The sequence below is a fragment of the Methylomonas sp. DH-1 genome, assembly GCF_046097555.1.
GTDB lineage: Bacteria > Pseudomonadota > Gammaproteobacteria > Methylococcales > Methylomonadaceae > Methylomonas > Methylomonas koyamae.
The window spans coordinates 354,813-380,462 of the sequence record NZ_CP143089.1 but is presented as its reverse complement, the minus strand read 5'-3'; the positions used below and the strand labels follow the sequence as shown (position 1 = coordinate 380,462).

Below are 25,650 nucleotides of genomic sequence, written 5' to 3'. Positions count from 1 at the left end.
CCGAACGGCGCATTCCTTGCTGTCTGCGCTGCCCGCTAACGCGCCGATCCGGGCGCAATTGCCGGCCGGGATGCGTTACGGTCACTGCGGTCGAAATTGCAGATTGTGTGCCAGTTGCATGCAGTCCGGACAAAGGGCACGGAAAACCGCACGACTGCCGCCGCCGAGCGGTTGCAAAGCGCAGCGGCAGTGGGTTGGCGACAGGCAGACAAGGCGTTGGCAGGGGTATTGGATTGGTGGCCGCCGGTTGCGGCGAGAGTCGGCGACGGCGGCCACCGGCAAAAAGCGGTGACCGAAAACCGGCGATATAACCCAATTGGAAATTAAATCGCCGTCGATAAGCGCTTGTAAGAAAACACCTTTATTTTCGATGGCGGCAAATCCCGATATCGGTTTCGGTGATTTAACATATTTCGGCAGCGGTCGGCGGCACCGGATCGTACCGGACAGAGACATTCACGGCGCGCTAGCCGCGGGTGGCAATGAAGACGCTAACGCCCTCTGCGCAGTAGGAAGTGGCTATTTAGGCTCGAAAAAACACCTCGGCCAACTCGGCGAGCCGGCTTGGTTCCGGGCGGTCGGCGAATACGCCGCTGGCCGGGCGGTCGGGATGCATGCCGCGCACGAACAGGTATTTGACGCCGCCGAAATGGCGAGCGTAATCGTAATCCGGCAGGCGTTGGCCCAGGTATTCGTGCAACACCAGGCTGTACAGCCAATATTGCAGGCCGTAATTGTGTTCGCGCATGGCCTGCAGCAGGCTCGGCGGCCCATAATCGGCCAAGGCATTGGTTTTGTAATCCATGACGTAGTAGCGGCCGCCGTAACAACAGACCAGATCGATGAAGCCGGTCAGATAGCCGCTGATTTGCTTGGCATCCAGCGCCTGGTAGGCCGGACAGGCGGCCAAAGCGTGGTTGATGCGGGCGGTGTCCACCCTACTTGGCATGGACAAGTAAAACGGCATTTCCTTGATGCACTGCGCCGGGTCCAGATGCTTCAGGCAAAACCCGGCATCGTCTTCCAGCGGCGTGGCGGCTACGCGGTACAGCACTTCACTCAAAATTTGCGGTTGCGCCAGCTTCAGACCGTAGCGCAGGCAGGCTTGGGCGCTGGCGCGGCCGATGTCGCGGCCTGCGGCCAAATCGGCAAAGGCGACGGTCTCCAACAGGCTGTGGATCACGTTGCCGGTGTGGGCACCGCGCGGCAGGGCCTCATCGCCGGCCGGCCGGTCGTGGCTTTCTTCGGCTTTATCGGCCGGCAGTTCCGGCGCCTGGTCCAGGCTCAGCGCGGCCAGCGCGGTGTAACTGCTCATCTGCCAGATGCTGTGCAAGCTACGAGTTTGGCGGCGGTAGGCCAACGGCAATTCCGGATCGCGGCGCGCGCCGGACAATTCGGCCGGCTCGCCGGCCGCTGCGGCCGGCAGCAGGCGATACTCGAATAAATCCGGTTCGGCGGCAGCCAGCTGTTGCAGCACCCGCTGCTGGCCGGCGAAATCGCAGTCGGCAAATTCGAATAAATAAGCCATCGCCGAATCGTTGGCCCGTTCCTTGGTGCGTACGTCGGCCCAATTCAGGTAGCAGCGGTACTTGGCTCGGGTTAGCGCCACGTAAAACAAGCGCAAATCCTCGGCCAATTCTTCGAACAAGGCTTGTTCGCGGCGTTCGCCGAATTGTGCCGAGCCCAGGTCGGCGACCATCGCCCCGTGTTCGTGGCATTGCACCAAGGCGGTTTCGGTTTTCAAGCGGTCGCTGCGCCGCCACAGGTCGGGGCAGAACACCAGCGGATATTCCAGGCCCTTGGAGCTGTGCAACGTGACGATCTTGACCGCGTCCTCGTCGCTTTCCAGCCGCAATTGGCGGTCTTCGCTGCTGTCTTGCGCCGATTGCTGGATCGCCCGCCGCAGCCAGTCCAGCGTTTTGTTGATTGCCAAATGTTCGTCGATGGCCGCCTGCTGCAGGCGCTCGGCCAAATGGTGGATATTGGTCAACACCCGTTCGGCTTGGGGTTGCGCCGACAGGTGTTGTTCGACCCGTTCCCGCCGCAGCAGTTGTTGCACCGTCGCCAGCAGGCCCTGGTTGCGCCAGCACTGCAGATAGTCCTGAAAACGCGACATCCACGCGTCCAGCTCCGCTTCGTCGCGGCTCAGCCGGTACAGTTGTTGGCCGTCCAAGCCGAACCACGGCGTCGCCAAAGCCTGTTTCAACACGTTAACCTGGCCGGCGGCGGCCACTGCGCTCAGCACATAGTACAACTCGAAGGCTTGCGCCGAGGCGAACACCGATTGCTTGCTGTTCAATACTGCCGGTATGCCGGCTTGCAGCAGCGCCTGCTGGTAGTCGGCGGCAACGGCGTTGCTGCGGACCAGAACCGCGATGTCCCGAGCTTGCACCGGCCGCTCGTTACCGTGCTTTTCGGCGATGCGGCCTGCCGCCAGCAACTGGCGGATTTCGCCGACCACGGCCTGCAGCACCCGCGCCGAGACTTCGCCCGAGCCGCCTTTGCGCGCGGTCCAATGTTCCTGCTTGCCGGGATTCTTATCGAGCTGCCACAAGACCAGCGGCGCGCCGCCGGCAATGCTGCCGTCGCCGGGTTGGCGGCCGGCCATGACCGGCGTGAAATCCAAGGCATCGAACAAGAACGGTTTTTCGCGGCGGAACAAGCGGTTCACGGCCTGCACCAGATGCGGATGCGAACGCCAGTTGTGTAGCAGCGTGTAATGCCGGTCGGCGCGTTGTTGGGCGGCGAAGTAGGAAAAAATATCGGCGCCGCGGAATTTGTAAATCGCCTGCTTCGGATCGCCGATCAGGTATAGGTAATGTTCCGCACTGGCAAACACGCCGGAAAAAATGCGCCATTGCTTGGCGTCGGTGTCCTGAAATTCGTCGATCAACGCCGCCCGGAAACGCAAGCGCAATTCCGCCGCCAACAAGGCGCCGTTGTCGCCGTCCAGCGCAGCCGCCAGCCGAGTGATCAAATCGTCGAAGGACAGCACGTTTTCCCGCAGCAGGCGCCGGTCCAGCTCGACGCGCAAGCTGGCCAGCAGTGCGGCGCGAAACGCGACCGGCAGCCGCCGCACCGCGTCGGCCAGCGCTTGAAACGGCGCGCAATCGATGTTCAGACTGTCCAGGTATTGTTGCTTTTGTTGTTCGGCAGACAGCGGCTTGGTTTTGCCGGCGCGGAATTTATTGCCGTTCAAACCCGCCAACAGCGTGGCCGGATTCAGGCAGTCGAAATCCGGCAAATCGTGGTCCGGGTCGTGCAGCCAAGCGGCCAGGGCCTCGACCCGAGCGGAAAACCCGTCAGCGAAACTTGGGGTAAAACAGCCGTCGGCGAACGCGTTATTCAAGGCTGCGGCCGCCGCCGGCAAAGCTGCGGCAGCCTCTGCGCGCAAGCTCGGCAACGCCGCCAGTTCGGCCTCGAGGTCGGTATCCAGCGGATATGCGCTTTGCTGCAGATCGACACGAAGCACGCTCTGCAGCAGCGCATCGGGGGTTGGATAGGTTTGGGTGAGCAACGCCGCTTGCCAGGCCGGGCGTTGGTAGATTTGCCGGCGCCAAAAGTCGTCGGCGCACTGCAATTTCAATTCGGCCACATCGCCGCTCAATTCGCAATCGAACAACTGGCCGCTTTCCAATGCGTGTTCCGCCAACACCCGCTGGCAGAAGCCGTGGATAGTGAAGATTGCCGCCTGGTCGATATCGAGCAGCGCCAGCTCCAGGCGTTGGCGGATACGGTTTTGGTCCAGGGCCAGGCCGCCGAGCCAGCCGGTGACGGCCGGATCGTCGCCCGCCGCCGGATTCAGCAGGATGCGCCGGGCTTCGGCCAGGCGGGCGCGAATACGCTCCTTCAGTTCTTCGCTGGCGGCTTTGGTGAAGGTGACGACCAACAGTTGTTTGATGTCGAGTTCGCGTTCGACCACAAAGCGCAGCACCAGCATCGCGATGGTGTAAGTTTTGCCGGTGCCGGCACTGGCTTCGATCAAGTTGATGCCGGTTTCCAGCGCGCCGCCGACCGCGTCGAAGGCCTTAATCGCCATGCGCCGCCCTCCAGGCCGGTTCCAACCATTCCCGGCAGAATCCGCGAAATTCGTCGCCGAACAATTCTTCGAGGTCGCGGTAGGCAAACAGTTGGCCGATTTCGGCTTCGTAACCTTTTTCGATGTCTTCCATTAGGTGTCTGGCCACTACCGCCTGAGCCGTGTCGGGATTTTTTTGCTGCACGAAATCCAGTGCCGCTTCGGTAAAAAACGCGTCTGGCCGTTGTTGGCCGCGCTGGAAAATCTGCAGTAGTTGCGGCAAGGCGCCGGGGCCGGACTGGGCCGGAAAACGCAAATCCGCGTCCAGGCACAGCAAGTGGGTGGTTTGCGGCGCCAGTTGGTTGGCGATCAGGTGCTGCAGCCAAGCGCCGAAAAAGTCACGGCCTTTCAAGCGGCCGCAGCGGTAAACCAGTCCGCCGTTTTGGTATAGGCGCCCCAATTTGCCGACCAGCCGGTAGCCGCCCAGCTCCAGATCGATTAGCTGGGGCGGCAGCGCCGCACCCAGTTGTTTGTCGACGATGGTTGCGGAGAACGCGGCAATCGCCGGCTGGCGCCGGCGCCAGGCAATTTCGCCGGCGGCGCCGGCCGGCCACAAGCCGCGGGCTTGCAGTTTTGCCAGCGAAAACGCTTTACCCTGCAATTCGGCCTCCAGCCATTCCTGGGCCAGGGCATAATCTTCCAGACTGTTCAGCGCGAACGGTTCCCGTTCTTCGGCATCGGCTGCCAGGCTGGGCAACTGCAATTCCAAGCAATGACGGAAAAAATAGCGTTGCGGGTGGTGAAAAAACTGGCGCAGGCGGTCGATTTCGACCACGCGGTCGGTTTCGGCCGCCAACTCGCCGCACCACCAGGGCTGCGGCTCCGGTTTCTCGCCGCGCAGGCGGCGGGCGGTGTCGCAATCGTGGCGGGCGTAGCTGAACAAGCGGGGATCGTCGCCGAGAAAATAGCGCCGGCTGAACGGGTGTAGCGGGTGGCGCACCACGACGCCGTCCAGCGCATAGCCGTCGCGCAATACGTCGAGCAATTCGCTGACGATAGGCGACGGCGGAATATCGCTGTTGTCGCGCAGCGATTGGCCCAAGTAGGTAATGACCAATTGCCGGCGGGCCGACAGCAGTATCTCCAGAAATTGGTAGCGGTCGTCGGCCCGGCGCGAACGGTCGCCCAACCGTGGCTGGGCCGCCAGCAGATCGAAGGTCGGATGGCGCTCGATTTTCGGGAACTCGCCGTCGTTCATACCCAGCAAGGCGATGACCTGAAACGGGATCGAGCGCATCGGCAGCATCGAACAAAAAGTCAGTTGGCCGCGCAGAAAACCGGCGCCGGATTTGGTCTCGTCCATCCGGCCTTGCAGCCAGGCGACGATGACGGCCAACGGCAGCGGCCGGTCGTGAATCGCGGCCATCTCGGCCAATTCGGCCAACAGTTCGTTCAATGCTTGGCGTTGCGCCGCGTCGGCAGCGGCCAACAGGCTGTCGGCGTAGCGGCTCAGGCAGGTTTGCCATTCGCCCAGGGTTTTGGCAGCCGCCAATTCGTCGCCGGCGCGGAACAGCAGTTGCAAGAAAGCGTTCAGGCCGCCCAGCGCTTGCGCCGCCGAACCTTCGATATCCGGGTACGGCAGGATGTCATCGACGAATTCGTCGGCGGCCAGCGCATAGCCCATGAACAGGCGTTCCAGGCCGGCTTGCCAGGTATTCTGCGGCGTCGGCGGTAGGCCTTGCCCCTGTTTGGCACTGGCCGACCGCCCCCAGCGCACGTGCAGTTCCCGCAACCAATACGCGATCAATTCCAGATCGGCGGCCGCCAGACCGAAACCGGCGTGAATCAACGGCTGCTCCAGTAAATCCATCACGCTGCGCCAACCCAAGCGGCTTTGCGACAGTTGCAGAAAACGAACGAAAGCGTCGAGCAGCGGATCGCTGATTTTCAAACTGCGGTCGGCGACGGCATGCTGAATGTCGTCGAATACGGCACTGATGAACTGCGCATAGGCCTGGATGTCCGGCGCCATCACGACGATGTCGCGCAAATCCAGATCGGGATTTTGTTCCAGGGTTTGCAGCAGTTGGTTTTTCAAAACTTGCACTTCGCGCAAGCGCGAGTGACAGGCGTGGATGGAAATCGAAGCGTCCGCCGCCAGCCGGGTTTGCGGCGGCAGCCGGTTGGCCAGGATGTCGTTTTGCAGGCATTGCAACACGCTCTGCGGCTGTGCGGGTTCGAAGCTGCTGGGTTCGAAGGCGAACTCGGCCTGCTCCAGCAGCATTTGCTGGAATTCGCGGCCTTGCTGACCCAGCCGCACCAGCAACGGGTGGCCGTCGAAATTTTGCAATTCGGCCAGCAGCCGCTTCGGCGGCAGGTCGGCCCAATAACCCTGGACCGGATTCAGTAGATACAGGTGTACCTGGCAATGGCGGGACAAGGCTTGCAGGTAGTTCAGCATTAACGGCGGCAAGCTGTTGACGCCGAATACCGACACCCGTTCCGGCAATTGCCCGGCGAAAGCGCCGGCTTCGGCACGCTGCAGCTTGGCGATCGCTTGCAGCCAGTGTGCGCCGCGGTGGCGCTGGCCGATTTCGGTGACGACGGCGCGCCACAACTCGGCTTGCCAGGCTTCCGCCGGACTGCCGTACAACAGCCGCCGCGCTTGCCAGGCGTCGAGCAGGTCCGGGCGCAGCATCTGGTATTGGTCGTAGGCGCGCGCCAATTGCTGGGCCAATTGGTAACGTTTAAGCTCGGCGTTTTCGCCGACTAGATATTGCCGCAAAGCCTGATACACTTCGCCGTCGAGATCGCGCAATAGCGCTTCGAAGCGCCACAACATCCAATGGCGGTCGAAGCTGGCTTCGCACAATTCGTCGTGCAGCGTCGCGGCGATTTCGGCAAAGAATTTGGCCGGGAACAGATAACTGAAATGCCCCCAAACCTTGAGCCGCGCGGCCAGTTGCTGCGACAACCAGCGCTCCATGCCCTGGCTTTGGATCAAGAATAACTCGGCGGCGAACGGCGACGACAGCGGCGCGGAGCTAATGACCGTGACCAAATGCTCCAGCAGGTTTTCGGTTTTGTTGGAGCTGTGCAGGACGAACATCGGCGGATTGAAAAATCTGTTTACAGTAACGGCAAGCTAAGTGATAGTTTTACAGTAGCGTTTAACCGACAGGAATACAATGAAAAATCTGTTCTTTGTTTTTGCCCTGTGCTTGTCTTGCGACGGCTGGGCGGGCGTTTATAAGTGCACCGATGCGAGCGGCCATACCAACTACCAGTCGTCGCCGTGTACCGAACAACACAAGGCGGTGCAAATGAATACCAAGACCGGTAGCAGCGTCGATATCACCGCACAGGAAAAGAAACAGGCCGAGGAAGCCGAGTTGAAGAAAATGCAATCCGAACAGGAACGGGCCGAACAACAGGCCAAACTGGATCTGATTGCGCAAACCAAGCAGGCGGCCAGGATTCAGAGCGAACAGACGCAAACGCTGATCAAGCAAAATCCGCTGCAATTTTCCGCCTTTGCCGTGCCACCCTACGATCCGGACAAATTGCCGGCGGAAATCAAGCCGTTCGAAACCCGGTTGCCCGATGTCGAGAAATTCCGGCGTTTGGCGGCGCAGAAGGCGTTGGCGGGCGGCGAGTGCCAGCGGGTCGAGGCCGACGAACTGAGCGGTAAAAGCAAATTGGACCACTTGGTGTTCTCGATCAACTGCAGCAGCGGTAAAGCCTTTACTTTCAGCGAAAGCGAATTGAGCCAGCCATGAACCGAGGCAAAACCATCTTCATTACCGGTTGCTCGTCGGGCATCGGTTACAGCACCGCGTTGTACCTGAAATTGCGCGGCCACCGGGTGATCTGCTCGGCGCGCAAAGCGGAGGATGTCGCACGCTTGCGGAGCGAGGGTTACGAATGCCTGCAACTGGATCTGGCCGATTCGAACAGCATTCGCGCCGCGGTTGCCGAGTTGCTGGCGATGGCCGGCGGCAAACTCGATGCGGTGTTTCATAACGGCGCGTTCGGCCAGCCGGGCGCAGTCGAGGATTTGAGCCGCGAGGTGTTGCGCCAGCAGTTCGAGACCAATCTGTTCGGCACCCACGAGTTAACGAATTTACTGTTGCCGGCGATGCGTAAGCAAGGCCATGGCCGAATCATTTACAACAGCTCGGTACTGGGCTTCGTAGCGATGAAATTCCGCGGCGCCTATAACGCCAGCAAATTTGCGCTGGAGGGTTTGGCCGATACCTTGCGCCTGGAATTGCGCGGTAGCGGCGTGCACGTGGTATTGATCGAACCGGGACCGATCGAGAGCCGTTTCCGGCAGAATGCATTCAAGCTGTACCAACAAAACATCGACCCGGAACACAGCTTCCATCGGGACACCTACCGGGCCATGGAAGCCCGTCTGCAAAAGCAGGGACCGGCTGCGCCGTTTACCTTGCCGGCGAGCGCGGTGGCCGAAAAAGTTGCGTTGGCGTTAGAGTCGCCGCGGCCGAAAATCCGCTATCGGGTGACCGTCCCCACCCATCTGTTTGCTTGGCTGAAACGCCTGCTGCCGGCGGCCTGGATGGATAAGTTGCTGGCCAGTGTCGAGTGAGGCGAAACGGGCGGTATAAACCCTGATTTTCGCCAATAAACAGGCTAGCAATGCCCATGAACTATGCTATTATCCCGGCCCAACATGTGGTGGCTAAAACGGTTGGGTTAGCAGCTATATGTTCTTATAAAAATAACTGTGAGGTTCAATACATGAAAATTTTAAAAAGTGCTGTTATCGCGTTTTCTTTGGCTGCCGCTATGGGTTCTTTCTCTACCGCTGCGGTTGCTGAATCCGATCCGGGCAGGGTTTCTTATAAACCTATCGACGTGATCAATGAAGTGATTACGCGTATCACAGCCGCCGAGACCGCAATCAATAACGGTGCAGAAGGCGACGCAGTTGTTGATTCGATCAAAAAAGCTGCTGACTTTATCAAGGAACTCAACGCAAACGATAAAGTTGCCAGAGCTGCTGATAAAGCGCGGAGCCACTTGAAAGCTGCGATTACCTCAGCTAAAGCCGCCAACTTGCAAGAAACAAAAGAGCACTTAGCTGCCGGCAAGCAAGGCGTCGAAGGCTTGAAAAAATTGCTGTAATTGTTTTTGCGGCAGGGCGCTTCGGCGCCCTGTTTTTTACCCCGCCCGATTCGCCCTTCCGGGGCTCCCATCCGCTACAAATAAAACTGCTTTTCCGCCAATAGCGCTTCCATTTGCGCAAGCAAGTCCTTTGCATTTTTCGCGTCGATCCGGTTCAAATCGGCAGGCTCTCCGTACACCAAGCGCCAGCGGTTCAATACGGCTTGCAATTTTGCGGCATTGCTGGCCGTGAAATGAAACCGGCCCAAGGCTTCCCGGTACAGTTTGCGGTCGGGTTTAGGCTGCGAGTTTGCCAATTCCGCCAATCGCGTTAATAAAGCCTCCACGACCGGTAAACTAGCACCGATCCAGTTCGCCACCGCATCTTCGGTGACGTTTGCCAACGGCGACTCGGAATTGTCGGAGACGACCTTCAGGCAATGGATCAATTCGCTGGAACTGAATTTGACGGCCGTTTCGTAGAACGCCGAGGCTTCCATGTCGCGTAGATAATCGCCGCAGTATTCCGCAGCCGCTTGCGCGAACGTGGTTAAACCGCGTGTCGGGCAAGGTGCAGCAAACGGCAATTGCGGATAAAAACGCCGGCCGCTGTCTGCGTCGGCAATTCGATCCGCCAGCAGGCAACTGCCCACCGGTAGTCGGTTGTGCCCGGCTATGCCGATATTCAACATGACCGGTTCGGCAACGTCGGGATATTGCGCCAGGGTATAGGCCACTGCCCCGGCCATGGCCACTTTGCCGATTCCACTGACCGTTAACACGGCGAATTCGTTGCCATAGCTGGCAAACGCTTGTTTTTGCGTTATTTTTTTAAGGTTCCACGCCTTTATCAGTGGCCTGGCTTCGCAGGGCAAAGCCACAAATATGAAATTAACAGGTGCCAAATCGATCACACTTTTCAAGCGAAAATTGTTAATTTTTAATGCCTTGTTGAATATTGTTGAGAAGTGACATAAATTTAAGCCTCGTCATTTTCAAAGGGAGAACCGTCGTGATCGAGTCTAATGTCTGCCAAAACGAGAAAAGCGCCAGCGCCCAACATTGGGTTGCAACCTTATTGGAAGAACGTTCCGCAGTTTGGTCGTTATACTGCAAGATTGGCAACATGCTGCCGCTCAACGGCGACGGTAATTTGCGATCGGTACTGTCCGAATTCTCGCAGTTGTTGATCGATTACATTTCGCTCGGCCATTTCGGTATCTACGAACATCTGTTAACCGACCGCCCGGAGCAATCGTCTGCGCTGAGCTATGCCGAGCGGATTTATCCGGCATTCTCCAAGATCACCGCCTCGGCCGTATCCTTCAGCGACACCTACGACGAAGGCCGGCGCAAATTCAGGACCGACAATTTGCTGCAGGATTTATCGGTACTCGGCGAACACTTGGCCGAACGCATGGAGCTGGAAGACCGGCTCTGCTCCATGCTGTTGCATTGAATCGAAAGGCTCCGCCGAAGGCTTATTTGCTTTCGGTGGCCGAAATGCCCGATGTCGGGCCGTTAGCGCCTTTGATGAACTGGGCCTTCAAATGGTCGAACGCGGCCTGTAGCGTTTTATCCATCACCACCTGATTGCCGATAGAGACGATGACGCGAGCCAATTCCGGGATTTTGGTTTTGGTCGCCAGCATGTAAATCGGCTGCACGTATAAAATCGAATTGCCCATCGGCAAAATCACCATCCGCCCTTTTTTGACTTCGGAGCCCTGTTGGTTCCATAGCGTGAATTGAGCGGCGATTTCCGGATTTTGGTCGATCAAAGCGTTGACCTGAGACGGGCCGTTGACTTGCACATCCTTAGGAAACTTGAAAATGGTAATGCCCGGTTTGTAAGCGTGGCCGCAGTTGACTTCGTCCAAGGTGCCGGCCAGACCGACCATGCTCAGATTGTCGCGGCGAATCGGCGTCATCGGATTGATCATGACGAATTCTTCCGTATCGTTGCAACGGTTGAAATCCATCGTGATGAAGTACGGAAGAACCGATTGGCCGTCGACCGTGGCGTACTGCCAAGTCTCCGCCTGCTCGTAAAACAGCTCCGGCGTGTTTTGGTGGTACTTCGCGTAAATCTTCATTTGCATGAAGTACAAATCGCGCGGGTAACGCAAATGCTGCAACAAGTGGTCCGGCATCTCCTTCAGGTTTTTTAACAGTCCTGGGTAGGCCCTGCTATACGCTTTGATGATGGGGTCGTCCGGGTTCGACATGTAATAGTCGACGCTGCCGTCGTAAGCGTCGACCACCACTTTGACCGAATTGCGGATGTAATTGAACTCGTGGCTGCCGTCCAAATAATCGTCGGCGGCCGGTTTCGAGACCGGATAGTATTTCGACAGCGTGTAGGCGTCCTGAATCCAGTATAAGCGGTCCTTGTCGATCACCAGGTAAGGGTCTTTGTCCAGATGCAGGAACGGGGTCAATGCGCTGATGCGTTCGTCGATATTGCGGCGCAGCAATAATTTGCTGTCGTTGGAAATATTCGGCGAGAAAAAGATTTTTTCGTCTTTCAAATAAAAGGCGAACAGCATCTTTCTAAACAACGACGGGATCGGAATGCCGGTATTGCCACGGTAATCCTTGCCCTCGTCCGGTGCCGATGTCGAGATGTCGGATACCGCCAGCTTGTTCGGCACAATCGCATAACGGTACTTTTCCTGCCCGTAGTAAATATCCGGATATTTGACCGAAAAGCCGACATCGGAGGTCATGTTCAAATCCCGCAGATACCAGACGATAGGAATGCCGGCATCTTGCGCCGCGGGCGACACCACGGCGCCGTAACCGTGGGTAAAGCGCAGATGGGCGTTTTCCCAGTTTTGGGCTTCTTTCGGCATGCGCTCGATATTGACTTCCCGCGCGGCCAGATTGACTTGCTGGTGGTGGTCGTTGATGAAATAGCGGTCTTCGTCGACGGTCGGGAACACGTAGTAAGAGCGCAAGCCTTGCAATTGCATATAGCTGTCGATCAAAAACTCGCGATCCCAAACCGGAATGTTTTCAAAATGCTTGACGTTGGACCAGGCTTCGATGTCTTTGGTCGCGTCGAGATTGACTTTGAAATCGACGACTTTAATGTTGTTCAGGTCGTAGGCTGCCATCGTCGCATCGATGTTGTGCAACATCGAATCGCCTTCGGTACGGGTGAAATTAGGCTTGACGATAAACTTTTCGATCATTTCCGGAATGGTATGCGAGCCGCTCAGCCCCCAGGCCGCCAGATAACCCAGCACGGCAACGATAGTCGGCGCTTTACTGCGGTGCCGCTCCGAAAATGCGTAAAACACGATCGAGACCGCGATCGCGGCAATAAAAAATATTTCCAACCAAATCAACGGCAATTGGTAATGCAGTTCGACAAATCCCGGGCCGAAAAACACCGGCTCGTTTTGATCGGAGTACAGCAGCGAAAACCGGTCCAGCAGGAATCCCCAGATCACGAACAGCACGACAAAGCCGAACAGAACCGCCAGGTGGATTTTGGCGCCAACCGGAAACTCCTTGCTTTGGTTGGGAACGAATACGTGTTCCAGCCAATACAACACGCCGGTCGCTAACAGCACCAGCGAAGCCGTAGTCAGCAATTCCTTTTGAATCAACATGTAAATCGGATAGGAAAACATGTAGAAGCTGACGTCGTTGCCGTACACCGGATCGGTGATACCGGCGGCTTCGCCGAAGAAGAACAGTAGCGCTTGTTCCCATTGCAAATAAAACGGAATCGCGATGACGATGGCCAACACCAGCGAAACCGGCGTGTAGACCTTAGCCGAGCCGGTCATGAATACGTCGGCAAAACGCTGAAAACGGCGGCGTTTGCCGTCGTCCATCAAAATATCCTCTGGAGGGTTCAAGCCCAGGTAACGGGAGGCGATCCAGAAATGGAACAGAAAGATCGCGAAGAAGAAGGTGGTTACCGCACCGGAAAAGATAAAACGGTAGAGCAGTTTCAACCAAAAGTAGGTTTCGAACTCCAACGAGCGGAACCACCACAAGTCGACGAAAAAATCGAGAAACACGAAGTAGAACGCCACGTACAAAACAGCAGCTACTACCAGGGTTGCCGCCATCAGCGCCGGCAACAGTTTCCAGTTACGCATAATGTCCTCTTTGCTTGGGTTTCCGATTGGCCGCCATTGCCCCGGCCGGGTTGAAATCGGCTCGGTTGGGCGTTTGCGTATCGATCGCCGAGCATTCTAACACCCAAATCCGGATTGTGATCGGCTTGGCTGGGGCCGGCCGCGACCGGTAACGGCAAGTTGTTGGGCACTGGAATTTGGAGTATGTTCAAACCCAATAACAATGAGCTTTTTCATAGGGCTAATACAGGGGGAGGGGAAAATGACGCATCGAACCAACTACAGTAGGCGGAAGTTTTTGCAAATTTCGGCGGCTGGGGCGGCTTTCGCCGCCATGCCGGCGATGTCGGCGGCGACCGGCGGCAGCCTGCTGCGCAAGGCCACGCCGGGATTTATTGCCGATGTCGAAATCGAATTTGCCGCGCAAGCGTCGCAAGCAACCATAATCGGCGGCGGGCCGGCAACCCGGGTACAGAGCTACAGCGCTAAGCTACTGAAGGGGCCGGCGAATACGTTGCGGGCATTGCCGGACAATTATCTCGGGCCGATATTGACCTTAGAAAAAGGCCAAAAGGTTAGGATATTTTTCAATAACCGCTTGCACGAACCGTCCATCATCCATTGGCACGGCTTGCATGTACCGCAGCGCAGCGACGGCCATCCGATGTACACGATTCAGCCCGGCGAGCAATACGTGTACGAATTCGAAGTGCTGAACCGGGCCGGCACCAGTTTTTACCATTCGCATGCCCACGATTTGACTGCCGAACAGGTCTACCGCGGCCTGGCCGGCTTGATCGTGGTCAACGACGCCGACGAAGCCAAGCTGGATTTGCCGCGCGGCGAATACGACCTGCCCTTGGTGATCCAGGACCGGCGCTTCGACGGCCGTAACCAATTGCAGTATTTGCATGCGATGCCGGAGCGGATGATGGGCTTTCTGGGCGACACGATCCTGGTCAACGGCAAGCCGCAAGCCCAGTTCAGCGTGAAAACGCGGGCCTACCGGTTTCGTGCCGTCAACGGCTCCAACTCCAGAATCTACAAATTGGGCTGGGACGATGGCACAGCGCTGACCGCGATCGGCACCGACGCCGGACTGCTGGCAAAACCGGAAACCCGGCCTTACATCATGTTGGCCCCCGGCGAGCGCGTCGATTTATGGCTGGATTTCAGCGGCCGAGCCGTCGGCTCGCGTTTGACCTTGTACAGCTTGGCTTATTCCGGCGCCTTGCCCGGCATGCATGGCGGCATGGGCATGATGCAGGCACAGTTGGCGCAAGGCGCGAAGTTTCCGATCGCGGTATTCAACGTCAACGAAAAAGTCGGCGACTCGCCGAAATTGCCGCAAACGCTGGTGCCGTTTCAGCGCCTGAGCGACGCTGATACCGACAACCGGGACAATCCGATTCCGATTGCCTTATCCATCCGCCATATGCGGCCGTTATTGAACGGCTTGTCGTTCTCCATGGATAGAGTGACGGATTACGAGAAGGTCGCGCTTGGCTCAATCAAGAAAATCCGAATCTTTCACGACCATGGCGAAGCGGGTCGCGAACACACTACAGGCATGGGTATGGGCAGGATGGGCGGTATGCGCCGCGGCGGCGATGAGGCCGGCCAGGGCATGGGCGGAATGGGCGGCATGAGTATGGACATGGCCCACCCGATACATCTGCACGGCCAGCAATACCAGATATTGTCCCGCAACGCCGCTAAAACCGACGCCGCCGATTATTCGACGGTCAAGGACGGTTTTATCGATTCGGGCTGGAAAGATACGGTATTGGTGATGCCGGGCGAGGAAGTCAACATCGTCAAGCCGTTTCAGGATTACAAAGGCTTATTTTTGTACCACTGCCACAACCTGGAACACGAGGATTTGGGCATGATGCGCCAGTACTATATCGGCTGACAAACAAACGCCGGTGCCGAGGCTGGCTCGACACCGGCGCGTTTTGGCGGCAGGTTCGGTTTATTTTTTACCGAACAGTTCCAGGATGCGTTGCCGGTTGGTGAAACCGGCATAACCCAGGCCACCCAGAACCAGACCGGTAAACAACTGGCCGAAGAATGACGATTGTTCCGCGGCAGCCGGTTGTGCAGTGCCATCGGCTTTAGCCGGCGCGGGCGGCGGCGGTACGAAAGCTGCCTGTTTCTTGTTGGAAATTTCCGGCAAACCTAAACTTTTCCAGGCGTCGTAATCCTGCCAGGCCGGATATTTGCCTTGCCAGAATTCTTTGGTGAAATACGGCGCCAGACTCATGCCGTGTACTTTCGGGATGCCGCGCTCGTCCATGTAACCTTTGTAAACCACCAAGCTGATGTCGCCGCCTTCGCCGATGCCGTTGGTCGTGAACGATTTTTCGACGTGGTCGTGAAACATCCAGACGCCCTGGCCGAAGCTGTTCAAGCCGTCGTCGACGCCGCTCAACTCCAGATCCAAGCGCTGTGCCGGTACCATCGCGTGCACATCGCGTTTGATATAAGAGGACGGTCCGTTATCGACGCCGTCGTAATGCGTTACCATCGGTTTATGGCCGTGGATGTGCAATGCAAATTCCTCTTCGTGGCCGTTCAACACGCGGATTTTGACCTTTTTATTTTCTTCCATCAGGATCAACGATTCGCGCAAGGTATACGGGAACGAGCGGCCGTTCAGCATGAAGTAATCCGGCTTGGCTTCGGTGATATCGTATTCCTGGTTCATGCGCCGGGCGATAATGCGCGGGTCGTTGGCGGAACGCACCATTTCGTGCAATTCCTTATCCGCGGATTGATAATGCAAGTCGTATTCCGCCGCGTATTTCTCTTTGACCGCGACCGAAGGGTGGCGGACGTGGCCGGCACCGACGTTAAACACTTGCACCCAGTTGTTGGGTCGGTTTTCCTCGACGATGAAAATGCCCTGCAAGCCCATCGGGATGTGGGTGTGGGGCTGTACGTGGCAATGGTAATACATCGTGCCCGGTTGGCGCGGCTTGATTACGTAGGTTTTGCTCTGGCCCGGCATCACGTCCATTTGCCCGGTCTGGCCGACGCCGTCGTTGCCTTCGCCGCCATGGTCCATATACGGATGGTCGATACCGTGCAAGTGAATCGAATGCGGGAAATAATGGCTGTTTTCCAACACGATCCAGACGATGTCGCCCTGTTCGACGCGAATCACCGGCGACGGCGCTCGCAACAGCGGGTTAGCCACCGGTTCGTACAAGCTCAGCGTCGACATATCGCGGGTTTTGGGCGCGTAGACCCAGAAGGTGGGCTGGATGCCGGGAGCTATGTCGAAGGTCGTGGTCGGTTCCTTCATGTCGGGAGAATGGCCGTTCAGCTCGGCAATTTCCAGTTTGATGATGTAATGGTCGGGGTCGCCGTCGCCGTCCATGTCGTTACCGACGGTAATCGCATCGGCCGCCAATTGGGTTTCCATCAGCGTCGCCATCGAGATATTGTTGGTACCCTTAACGAACGCGGCAATTTCGGCGGGGTTGTCCGGATTGCACATCCGCGATTCCTGAATTTCCACGCCGTCTATCACTTGCGCTTCCCGCCACTTCGGATCGGTAAATTCAGAACAAAATTCTTCCGCCGCCCCCAATTTGACGTTCGTGCTTGCCGGTAGCTTGTCCGCCGCCGCCAAAACCCACTGCGACCCGGACAGCAACATGGCGCCACACAGCATGGGGATAACCTTTTTATGCATACAAAACCTCATAAAACAGACAAATTAGCGGATGGCTCGACACGGCATCCGGACATCAGAAAAAGCGCGATACTGTAACCAGAACCCATGGGTAAAGTACAGAAATTATTTAACAATTTTGCCGCCGAGGCGGCTCGGTTCGCCAGCCGGGAAAACGTTGCAATCAGCCGCAGCAGCTATGCCTTATAATTCCATAACCGGCGCTTTTTGCTAATCGTCGGACAACATTTTTGCCCGTTAATTCAGCACGCGACACTATGCCCAGCCTCCGACTCCTGCTTTGTTTGCTCCTTATTTTATCAGTTCACGGCGGCTACGCCTGGCTCAGTAACCGGCCGCAGGATGCGGGCACCGACGTTCCCGCCGGCAAACTGATGAGCCTGTCTTTCGCGCCTTTCCGCGAAGGATTCAGCCCGTTGCTGGAAAAATTTCCGTTGGCCGAGCATGTCGACGAAGACTTGCGCCTGCTGGCGGACAAGACCCAAACCATTCGCACTTACTCCAGCTTGGGCGGTATGCAGCCCACGCCGGAATTGGCGCGAAAATACGGCTTGCAGATGATCCAAGGCTGCTGGATCGACGCGATTTATCTGGACAACCAGCGGGAAATGGAGGCGTTGATTAAATCGGCGAATGCGAATCCGGACGTCGTGAAACGAGTCATTGTCGGTAACGAAGTCTTGTTGCGCGGCGAAATGGACGTCGACCGTTTGATCGGCTACATCCGCGCCGTGAAGCAGGCGGTCAAACAGCCGGTGTCTTATGCCGATGTCTGGTCGATGTATATGAAGCATCCGCAACTGATCAACGAGGTCGACTTCATCACCATCCATATCCTGCCTTATTGGGAGGACGAGCCGATCTCGGTGGAAAATGCGACGCAACATTTGGAAAAAATCGTCAAGCAAGTGGAAGACGAAGCGCGTGGAATCGCCCCCGGCAAGCCGATTTTGATCGGCGAGTCCGGTTGGCCCAGCGCCGGGCGCCAGCGCGGGCTGGCAGTACCGAGCGTAGTCAACGAAGCCAAGTTCATCCGTGGCATGATCCAGGTCGCTAAACGCCACAATTTCGATTACAACATCGTCGAAGCCTTCAACCAACCTTGGAAAAGCGAACTGGAAGGCGTGGTCGGCGCCAACTGGGGCTTGTTCTCGGCTGACCGCAAGCCGGTATTCCCATTGACCGGGCCGGTGCTGGAAACGCCGAACTGGCCGTGGCGCTTAGCGGCCGCCATATTGCTCGGTTTAACGGTTGTCGGCGCTTATTTTAAAACTTTGCAGGCCCTGCCCTGGCCGAGATTATTGCTGGTGCTGGCGATGACCCAGACTTTTAGCGCCAGCCTGGTCACTCTGGCCGATTTTCTTTGGTACACCAGTTACAGCGATTGGCAAAGGTTATATACCCTATTAATCGTATTGGCCAATGCGGCTTTAGCCGGGTTGTTGCTCGGCCGGGCGCAGCAAATCCTGGCCGACCGACCGGGGACGCTGGAGCTGGCAAAGGCGCTGCGCACCGCATATCTGATTTTTATCGGCCTGGCGTTGTACAAAACTTATGGTTTGGCGGTCAATGGCCGCTATTTGAGCTTCCCGATCGAACAGTTTTCGATTCCGGTTTTCGGCATAGTCGCGCTATCGGCATGCCGGTGGCTCAGCCCTGGGCAATCGGCCGACCGCTTTGCGGCCTTCGACGGCTTAATCGGTTGGGAATTGAGTTGTAAACGCGACCGCTTAGCCGCCTATTTATTGAGTTTCGCGATAGTCGGCATGGTAGTCGGCGAGAGCTTGGCGTTTATGGTGGGAAGGGATTTCATCCAGGCCCACCCCGGCATTGCCGAAGGTGTGCCGGTTGCGCTGAGTTATACGCTGAAAAACGGGCAATTGACCACATGGCTGATTTATCTTGCGCTGCTATCGCTGCCGTTTTGGACCGGCAAAACGCAGAACGCTAAGGTTTAACGCTAGATACTGCGCGCGCCGGAACGGTAGCCTCGGCTAAGGCTTTTCGGCAGTTCCGGCATCGAGCGACAGTTTGCCGCGCGGCAATTTGTCACATTCTCAAATTCCGAGCCCGCCAGTAAACTACGTGCAACTCTTATGTATGCGCTCCCTCTCCTAAAGGGTAAAGAGTTTTAATATCCTTCCTCAATGCGGCCTTAGCGCCGCATCTTTTTTTGGATGAGGTCGTCAATATGGAAAGAAACTACCAGTCTTCTACGTCTACATTCGTGCATCCAGCCGAACTGGACTTACGTACTGCCTTTCACGAGGCCGGCCACGCAGCGGCCATTTACCTCAGCAACCGGCAAAAGCAATTGCCGCCGGTGTTTTTCGAAATCCACGTCCAACGGCCCGACCATGACAAAGACCAGTTTTTCGCCAAAGTCGTGGACGGCAATCTGATCCAAAATTTGCCGATCGCCGTAGTCGAAAGTTTTTCAGCGTTTGCCGACCATCCGCAACACAGTTGCCAACGGGCTTACGAAGCGGACGTGGTGAATCTTTTGGCCGGGCCGTTGGCCGAAGCCAAATATGTGGCGATCCGCGACGACGAGGTCTTCAACCTGAATCTGATCAATTTCAATGCCTTGCACAACTACGGCGGATACAGCGACCTGGAAAAAGCCTCATGCTATTTGGAGCACTTCATTTCCTGCCGCGTCGAACGCGAGAAAAAAATGCAGGAATTGCTGGCCGAGGCTTTTCGTTTTATCGACGACCGCCGCCATTGGAAATGTATTCTGAATTTGGCGCACTACATCCTGGACAGCCAGCAAGCAGTGATTTCCTGCGACCAGGCTATCACGGTGTTCGATCGTTGCCTGGCCGCCGCCCGGCCATACCGTTCGGCCCGCTACCCTTTCTTCTTCAATTAACCTCGATTCGCCGCCCTGCAAATGCGTTAGATAATGCAGGCGACGGTTTCCGCATCCTAGCGGAGATCGTCGGCGAATAAAGTGCAACGGTTACGCCCGAGTTGTTTTGACCGGTACAGAGCTTGGTCGGCTCGGACGAATACGTCGTCGTGCTGATCGCCTTCCTTGAATCCGCTGACGCCGCAGCTCAACGTCAAATCAATGTCTTCGCCGTTGGAGTGGAATCCGGAGTGCTGGATGATGTCGCGGATGGTATCCGCCACTTCCAGGGCTTGCTCTTCCGTAGTGCTCGGCATCAGCATGACGAACTCTTCTCCGCCGTAACGCGCCACGAAATCGGTTTCCCGGCAGTTGCTGGACAATAATTGGCCGACCAGCGCCAGGGTTTTGTCACCGGCTTTATGGCCGTAGTTGTCGTTAATCTGCTTGAAATGGTCGATATCCCAAATCACCAAAGCCAGCGGCGCCCGGTAGCGTTTCCAGCGGTTGGCTTCCATTTCCACCCGGTTGTTGTAGGCCAAGCGGTTCGGTAAGCCGGTCAGCGAATCGCACAAAGCCTTGTCGTGTTCTATTTTCAGCTTGGTGCGCAAGGTTTCAGTCTCGGTTTCCAAGGCCTGCAGCTTTTGCGTCATCAGCTCGATTTTCTGTTGCGCTTCGAGTTGGCGCTCGTCTTCCATTTGCTTGTGTTCGAGCAACTGCTCCAGCAGGCGATCGAGGTGCTCGCTGGTCTGAGTTTTCAATTCGGCCAGTTCCGCCGCCGATTGCGTGGAATCCTTGAAATCGCCGACCTGGCGGGAAATCTCGTGGCTCAGCGCATGCCGATTGTCTATCGACAACATGTTGGACTCGCCCGCACTTTCGGCGTGTTGCTCTATTTCGCTGAGTTGGCCGGTCAAGTCGGCCAGAAACAAGTCGAGGTCTTGTTTTTCGGAGGCGCCATAATCTTTGATGTTCAACAACAACTCGATTGCCGAGTCGATCACCCGTTTATACGCTTGTCCGGTTTGTCTGGCGCGGATGCGTTGCCTGAGCATAGAGGTCTGTTGCTCGAAACGTAGCGGAACCTCGGCTGCGGTCAATAGTTCTTCGAGGCGCTGCATTACATAATCGGGCTGGGCCTGGCCGGAGGCGGCACCGCTGTCGGCTGCGGAATCTTCCTTGGTTTGCTTGGATATCTGCAACAACGTTTTCGATACCGACTGTAATTCCTGCAACAAGTCATGCAAGTTGGCGCCACTACGCAATTTGGCGCCTATCGTCACCAAATGCGGCTCCAGCAGCTTGTGGCTGCCTTGGCTGAAAATCAAAAGCTGAATCACCAGCTTGTACAGGAATTTTTCGATATCGACCGGAGCCGAATAAGGGGAATGGGTAGCCATCGTGCTGGCGCTTAAACCACGATGCAGCAATTCCGTCCGGATTGCTTGGCCTTGTATAAGCCGGCGTCGGCACGCTCGAACAACGACTCGGTAGTGTCGCCGTCGCGGTATTGGCTTAAGCCGCAGGACAGTGTGATATTTACCTTGTTGCCGTTGGCGTTGAAACTGCAGTTTTGCACCGTGCCGCGCAATTTCTCCGCGACCTGCAAACCGGCTACGGCGTCGGTGTCCGGTAACAGCATCACGAATTCCTCGCCGCCGAAACGGGAGACGAAGTCAGTCTGCCGGCAATGTTCGGACAATAATTTGCCGATGATTACCAAGGCTTTGTCGCCGGATTTGTGCCCGTAATTGTCGTTGATGGCCTTGAACAAATCCACATCCCAAACGATCATGGTCAAAGCCGATTGGTAGCGCTTGCAACGCGCAATTTCGTCGGCGAGCCGGTCTTCGAGGGCTAAACGGTTCGGCAAACCGGTCAACGGGTCGCGGGTTGCCCGCTGCTGTGCGGCATCGAGCCGCGAGCGCAATTCGCCGGATTCGGATTCCATATCCCTCAGCTTGGCGGCCAAGGCTTGCATCTCCTGCCGAACCCGGTCGCGCTCCTTTTGTTCTCGATGGTTGTGCTCCTGGATTTGTTCGCTGATCGCGCTGAGCCGGCTGCTGACGACTTGCTTGAGCGGTTCCAATTGCGTGGCGTTTTCGGTTTTTTCCTTCAACTCCTGGATTTGTTCGGAGACCGAACGGTCCAGCAGGTTGCGCTTTTTCAAGCTATTTTCGGCGGCGGAGTTGACGCCGGTGGCCTTGATGCCGAGCTCGGTCAACTGTTCGGTCAATGCGGCCAGGAACATCGCCATCTCGCGCTGTTCGGCTTCCAGGTGCTTTTTGATCGACAGCAGCAAACTGATGGTGTCGTCGAACACCCGGCTCAACGGTTGCTGTTCGCTTTGGATCCGTTGTTTTAACTGCTCGGCGTCCTCGGCAAAAAACAGCGGAATCTCGGCGTTGTCGAGCAACCGAATCAGTTGGATATGGATAGCGTTGACGTCGATGTCGCCGGGAGCAAGCCCGACTTCCGCCGCAAACACCGGTTGCGGTTTGCTGTCGGCTTCGATCAGTTCCAGCAGCGCCAGGAACAAACCTTGGTTGTTGGCAAACTTGCGGCTTTCGTAGTTGTCGCGGATTTGGTCCAGTTGGTCTTGCAGCAGCGGGTATCGCTTGCCCAGAAATTCGAATAGCAGTGCGGCGTCGGCCAGGCTGGTCTCGGCCGAGTCTTCCAGTTTCGCCAGCGCGGCGGAAAACGCGGTCAGTTCTTTCTGCAGTTGTTGGCTCTGCAGGCCGCCTTTCAGCAGACTGCGGATCCGATTCAAATGCGGGTCCAGTTGCCGGTTAAGGCCTTTCACCGCCAATGCGAAACGGACGATGGTCTTGCAAAGTAATTCTTCGTTGGCTTTGAACTGTTTTTCGCTTTGTTCCTGGTCATCCAACAGCCGGAGATATTTCTCCTTCCACTTTTCCGGCCCTTCTTCCTTGTTCTTAAAAAAAACCATGAATTACGCCTCAATATCGAAACTTTTACCGGTCGAATTATAGACTATCGTCGAGATTGCGAAGCCTACGATTGCGGCGCGAGCGCCCATGTCCCCGTGAAATGCGCGGGGGAATGGGGCATTATTTCTTGGGGCTTTCCTGCGCGATTAACTGATTGACCACATTCAGCATGTTGGCCTGCGATTTGGCCGATTGCGCAGTCACTTTGTACTTGCCGTTGACCACCAGCGAAGGCACGCCGGTAATACCGTAGCGCGGCCCTATCGATTCGGCCTGGCGCAATTTGGCGTCGACCAGGAACGAGTTGTATGCCGCGCGGAAATCTTCGTCTTTCACGCCGTGTTCGACAAAAAATTTCGCCAAGTCGTTTTCGTCGGTCAGTTTTTGTTTTTTGTTCTGGATCGCGTCGAACAGATCGGCGTGGACCTTATCCAGCACGCCCAAGGCTTCCGCGGTGTAATAGGCTTTGGCGTGCTTGCCCCACAGATCGCTGAATACCGCCGGTTGGCGGATGAACTCGACGTTGGCCGGCTTGGTTTTCAGCCATTCGGCCATGGCCGGTTCCAGGCTGTAGCAATGCGGGCAGCCGTACCAAAAAAATTCGATGACTTCGACTTTGTCCGGATTCTGCACCGGTTGCGCCGGCGAGATCGGATCGTAGCCGCCTTCCGCATTGGCCAATGCGGATAATCCCATTAACCCCAACAACGCAATAATTTTTAACATCAAAGTTCTCCGTAAAAAGTAATCCCGATAAAAATGCGTCCGAACCGAAATACGCTGGCAAGTTCCGAAAAGCCGCTCGCCAATCGGCTTTGGCTGGCCGGAAAACCGCAGCGCCAGGACGGCAATGGCAGATAACGAGCAATCCGGCGCTCTACATCAAATCGCCCGGCCTCGCCAAGACCGCCGGCGGGCGAATAGAGAAGAGGCTAGGCGCTTACTTCATCGTCGAGATGTAGTAAGAAACGGCTTTGATATCCTCGTCGGTCATTTTGGTGGCGATCATATGCATCATGTTTTCGCGATTGTTGCTGCGCGCGCCGGTCTTAAAATCGGTCAAGGTTTTGATCAGATAGTCGGCATGTTGCGAATGTAGCGACGGGAATGAGGCCGGCTTGTTACCCTCGGCGTATGGGCCGTGGCAGGCGACGCAAGCCGAAACTTCGCGGCTCAAGTTGCCGTTGCGGTACAAGTCGCTGCCCTGGGCAATCAACGCAGCCAGCTCGGCCTTTTTCTGTTCCTCGGTTTTGGCCGGAGCGTCGTCGTCATCGCCGGCCGGCAGCGTCGGCGCCGGATTGGCCGAAATCTTGTTGCCGGCATAGTAAGCTGCGATTTCCTGTATGGCCTGGTCGTCCAGGCCGGCGGCCAGCGGCGCCATCATTGGCGAATTACGGGTACCGTTTTTGAACGCTTGCAATTGCTTGGCCAGATAACCCTGGTGCTGGCCGGCCAACTTCGGAAAGCTCGGCATCGTACTGTTACCGTCTTCACCGTGGCAGCCCGCGCAACTGGCCGCTTTGGCTTTGCCGGCGCTGGCATTGCCTTGGGCATGGACGTAACCGCTAGCGGATGCCAACGCCAGGCAGATGGAAACAGTCAGCAATTTTCTTGTCATTATGGGCCCCTGTTCAGGAAAAGTTGATCGACATAAAGCGCGCTGGCATCAGCCGCCAAGCGCTATAATGGCCGGATTCTAACCGATTTAATCACTGTAAGCGAGACTGGATGAATCCGATCTACCACCAGGCCAAGTTCATCAACAGCGCCCCCAAACTGAAGGATGCGCCGCCGGACCAGGGTAAGGAAATTGCGTTCGCCGGCCGCTCCAATGCCGGCAAATCCAGCGCAATCAATACGCTGGTCAGGCAAAACGCTTTGGCACGCGTCAGCAAAACGCCGGGGCGCACGCAATTGCTGAATTTCTTCGAAATCGACCCGGAGCGCAAACTGGTGGACTTGCCCGGCTACGGCTATGCCAAGGTTCCGGAAGCGATGAAGCTGGAATGGCAAAAAATGATGGCGACCTATCTGAACCAGCGCCAGGCTTTGTGCGGCATCGTGTTGGTTATGGATATCCGCCACCCGCTGACCGACTTCGATTGGCAGATGGTCGAATGGTGCGAGCACCGCAAATTGCCGCTACACATTCTATTGACCAAGGCCGACAAACTTAATTTCGGCGCCGCTAAAACCACGTTATTGCAAGTGCAACGGGAATTGAGCCGGGTCGATATTGTCGTGACCCTGCAGTTATTTTCGGCTTTGAACAAGGTCGGAGTCGACGACGTGCACCAGATTCTGGACGAGTGGTTCGGATTTTCCGAAGCGGCCGCGTAAATTTCGCCGCGGATCGGCTCGCCGACAGGGCTATCGGCTGGTTACCGCGCTGAGCCAGGCATTGCCCGGGCTGCCGCGCCCATAAACCGCTATTAGCGGCCTTGGCTGCGTTCCGCGCAGCGCAGGCATTGGTTGGCGAACGGCAACGCCGCCAGCCGCTCCTTGCGTATCGGCTCGCCGCAAGTGGCGCACACTCCGTAAGTGCCAGCATCGATTCTGAAAATGGCCTGCTTGATTTTTTCGACTTCGTCGCGGGCGGCGTTGCCCAGGGCGTCCAGTACTTGGTCGTTTTCGGTTTCGACCGCTTGTTCGGAGAAATCCTTGTCCAGCGGGTGGTCGACGTGTTTTACATCGGCGGTGATCTTGCCGAGCCGGTCGTCGAGATCTTCCAGCATGTTCAGCAATTGGTCTCGAACGTCTTGATATTCTTTCATTTCTATCTCCGCAGCGAGGCAGCGTGGCTTTAGTCCGGCCGGCGCCGGCCGTTCCGGGTTTATACAACGAAGCGGATGCCGGCGCAACCAAGCTGGTCTATACTCGGTCCATCGCTTCTTAACGGT

Annotated in this window: 19 protein-coding genes; 8 read left to right on the top strand and 11 right to left on the bottom strand. The window is 56.8% G+C overall.

Features of this window, described 5'->3' with window-relative positions; genetic code table 11:
* Positions 1-81: 81 nt before the first annotated feature.
* From VXJ35_RS01730 to recC, 3 genes are all read right to left on the bottom strand, one after another.
* Positions 82-456 (bottom strand): hypothetical protein, encoded by a 375-nt coding sequence (locus VXJ35_RS01730; RefSeq protein ID WP_157198039.1) that lies wholly within the window; start codon positions 454-456, stop codon positions 82-84.
* 67 nt (positions 457-523) lie between these two features.
* Positions 524-4,039 (bottom strand): exodeoxyribonuclease V subunit beta, encoded by a 3,516-nt coding sequence (recB, locus tag VXJ35_RS01725; RefSeq protein WP_064020231.1) that lies wholly within the window; start codon positions 4,037-4,039, stop codon positions 524-526.
* Positions 4,029-7,127, bottom strand: coding sequence for an exodeoxyribonuclease V subunit gamma (gene recC, locus VXJ35_RS01720; RefSeq protein ID WP_064020230.1), 3,099 nt, complete (start codon positions 7,125-7,127; stop codon positions 4,029-4,031). Before recC ends, recB begins: the two co-directional genes overlap by 11 nt.
* A 79-nt stretch (positions 7,128-7,206) precedes the next feature.
* On the opposite strand from recC, the gene VXJ35_RS01715 reads away from it, so the two are divergent.
* The 3 genes from VXJ35_RS01715 to VXJ35_RS01705 are packed head-to-tail and all read left to right on the top strand — an operon-like array spanning position 7,207 to position 9,166.
* On the top strand, positions 7,207-7,797 hold the full coding sequence (locus tag VXJ35_RS01715; RefSeq protein WP_064020229.1) for a DUF4124 domain-containing protein: 591 nt from the start codon (positions 7,207-7,209) through the stop codon (positions 7,795-7,797).
* Complete coding sequence (locus VXJ35_RS01710) at positions 7,794-8,627, top strand: SDR family oxidoreductase (protein ID WP_064020228.1); 834 nt, start codon at positions 7,794-7,796, stop codon at positions 8,625-8,627. Before VXJ35_RS01715 ends, VXJ35_RS01710 begins: the two co-directional genes overlap by 4 nt.
* Positions 8,628-8,683: 56 nt before the next feature.
* Positions 8,684-9,166 carry a hypothetical protein gene (locus VXJ35_RS01705; protein ID WP_231879430.1) on the top strand — a complete coding sequence of 161 codons (483 nt, stop codon included), beginning with the start codon at positions 8,684-8,686 and terminating at the stop codon, positions 9,164-9,166.
* Positions 9,167-9,240: 74 nt separating this feature from the next.
* Here VXJ35_RS01705 and VXJ35_RS01700 read toward each other — a convergent pair whose 3' ends face one another.
* Positions 9,241-9,894 (bottom strand): hypothetical protein, encoded by a 654-nt coding sequence (locus VXJ35_RS01700; protein ID WP_157198038.1) that lies wholly within the window; start codon positions 9,892-9,894, stop codon positions 9,241-9,243.
* A 263-nt stretch (positions 9,895-10,157) separates the two neighbouring features.
* Here VXJ35_RS01700 and VXJ35_RS01695 point away from each other — a divergent pair, with 263 nt between their 5' ends.
* Complete coding sequence (locus VXJ35_RS01695) at positions 10,158-10,604, top strand: Rsd/AlgQ family anti-sigma factor (protein ID WP_231914830.1); 447 nt, start codon at positions 10,158-10,160, stop codon at positions 10,602-10,604.
* Between the two features lie 22 nt (positions 10,605-10,626).
* Here the strand turns inward: VXJ35_RS01695 and VXJ35_RS01690 are convergent, their stop codons facing one another.
* A complete protein-coding gene (locus VXJ35_RS01690; RefSeq protein ID WP_064020226.1) occupies positions 10,627-13,263 on the bottom strand; it encodes a UPF0182 family protein in 2,637 nt (878 codons plus the stop codon).
* A 241-nt stretch (positions 13,264-13,504) separates the two neighbouring features.
* Between VXJ35_RS01690 and VXJ35_RS01685 the strand changes: the two genes are divergently transcribed.
* The gene (locus VXJ35_RS01685; protein ID WP_064020225.1) at positions 13,505-15,157 is read left to right on the top strand and encodes a multicopper oxidase family protein; all 1,653 of its coding nucleotides are present in this window, start codon (positions 13,505-13,507) and stop codon (positions 15,155-15,157) included.
* A 60-nt stretch (positions 15,158-15,217) separates the two neighbouring features.
* Here VXJ35_RS01685 and VXJ35_RS01680 read toward each other — a convergent pair whose 3' ends face one another.
* The gene (locus VXJ35_RS01680; RefSeq protein WP_064020224.1) at positions 15,218-16,945 is read right to left on the bottom strand and encodes a multicopper oxidase domain-containing protein; all 1,728 of its coding nucleotides are present in this window, start codon (positions 16,943-16,945) and stop codon (positions 15,218-15,220) included.
* Positions 16,946-17,319: 374 nt separating this feature from the next.
* Between VXJ35_RS01680 and VXJ35_RS01675 the strand changes: the two genes are divergently transcribed.
* Together VXJ35_RS01675 and VXJ35_RS01670 are read left to right on the top strand one after the other, a co-directional pair.
* Complete coding sequence (locus VXJ35_RS01675) at positions 17,320-18,903, top strand: glycosyl hydrolase family 17 protein (protein ID WP_310751868.1); 1,584 nt, start codon at positions 17,320-17,322, stop codon at positions 18,901-18,903.
* A 233-nt stretch (positions 18,904-19,136) separates the two neighbouring features.
* Entirely contained in the window at positions 19,137-19,820 is a 684-nt protein-coding gene (locus tag VXJ35_RS01670) for a hypothetical protein (RefSeq protein ID WP_064020222.1), read from the top strand.
* Between the two features lie 56 nt (positions 19,821-19,876).
* Here VXJ35_RS01670 and VXJ35_RS01665 read toward each other — a convergent pair whose 3' ends face one another.
* The 4 genes from VXJ35_RS01665 to VXJ35_RS01650 form a co-directional block, all read right to left on the bottom strand.
* Entirely contained in the window at positions 19,877-21,199 is a 1,323-nt protein-coding gene (locus VXJ35_RS01665) for a GGDEF domain-containing protein (RefSeq protein WP_064020221.1), read from the bottom strand.
* Positions 21,200-21,210: 11 nt separating this feature from the next.
* Entirely contained in the window at positions 21,211-22,749 is a 1,539-nt protein-coding gene (locus tag VXJ35_RS01660) for a GGDEF domain-containing protein (RefSeq protein ID WP_064020220.1), read from the bottom strand.
* 121 nt (positions 22,750-22,870) lie between these two features.
* Positions 22,871-23,476 carry a thiol:disulfide interchange protein DsbA/DsbL gene (locus tag VXJ35_RS01655; RefSeq protein WP_064020219.1) on the bottom strand — a complete coding sequence of 202 codons (606 nt, stop codon included), beginning with the start codon at positions 23,474-23,476 and terminating at the stop codon, positions 22,871-22,873.
* Positions 23,477-23,690: 214 nt separating this feature from the next.
* Positions 23,691-24,368, bottom strand: coding sequence for a cytochrome c (locus VXJ35_RS01650; RefSeq protein ID WP_054760451.1), 678 nt, complete (start codon positions 24,366-24,368; stop codon positions 23,691-23,693).
* 110 nt (positions 24,369-24,478) lie between these two features.
* Between VXJ35_RS01650 and yihA the strand changes: the two genes are divergently transcribed.
* Positions 24,479-25,090: a ribosome biogenesis GTP-binding protein YihA/YsxC gene (gene yihA, locus VXJ35_RS01645; RefSeq protein WP_064020218.1), complete on the top strand. Its 612-nt coding sequence runs from the start codon at positions 24,479-24,481 to the stop codon at positions 25,088-25,090.
* Positions 25,091-25,182: 92 nt separating this feature from the next.
* Here yihA and VXJ35_RS01640 read toward each other — a convergent pair whose 3' ends face one another.
* Entirely contained in the window at positions 25,183-25,524 is a 342-nt protein-coding gene (locus tag VXJ35_RS01640) for a TraR/DksA family transcriptional regulator (RefSeq protein ID WP_064020217.1), read from the bottom strand.
* Positions 25,525-25,650: the final 126 nt, after the last annotated feature.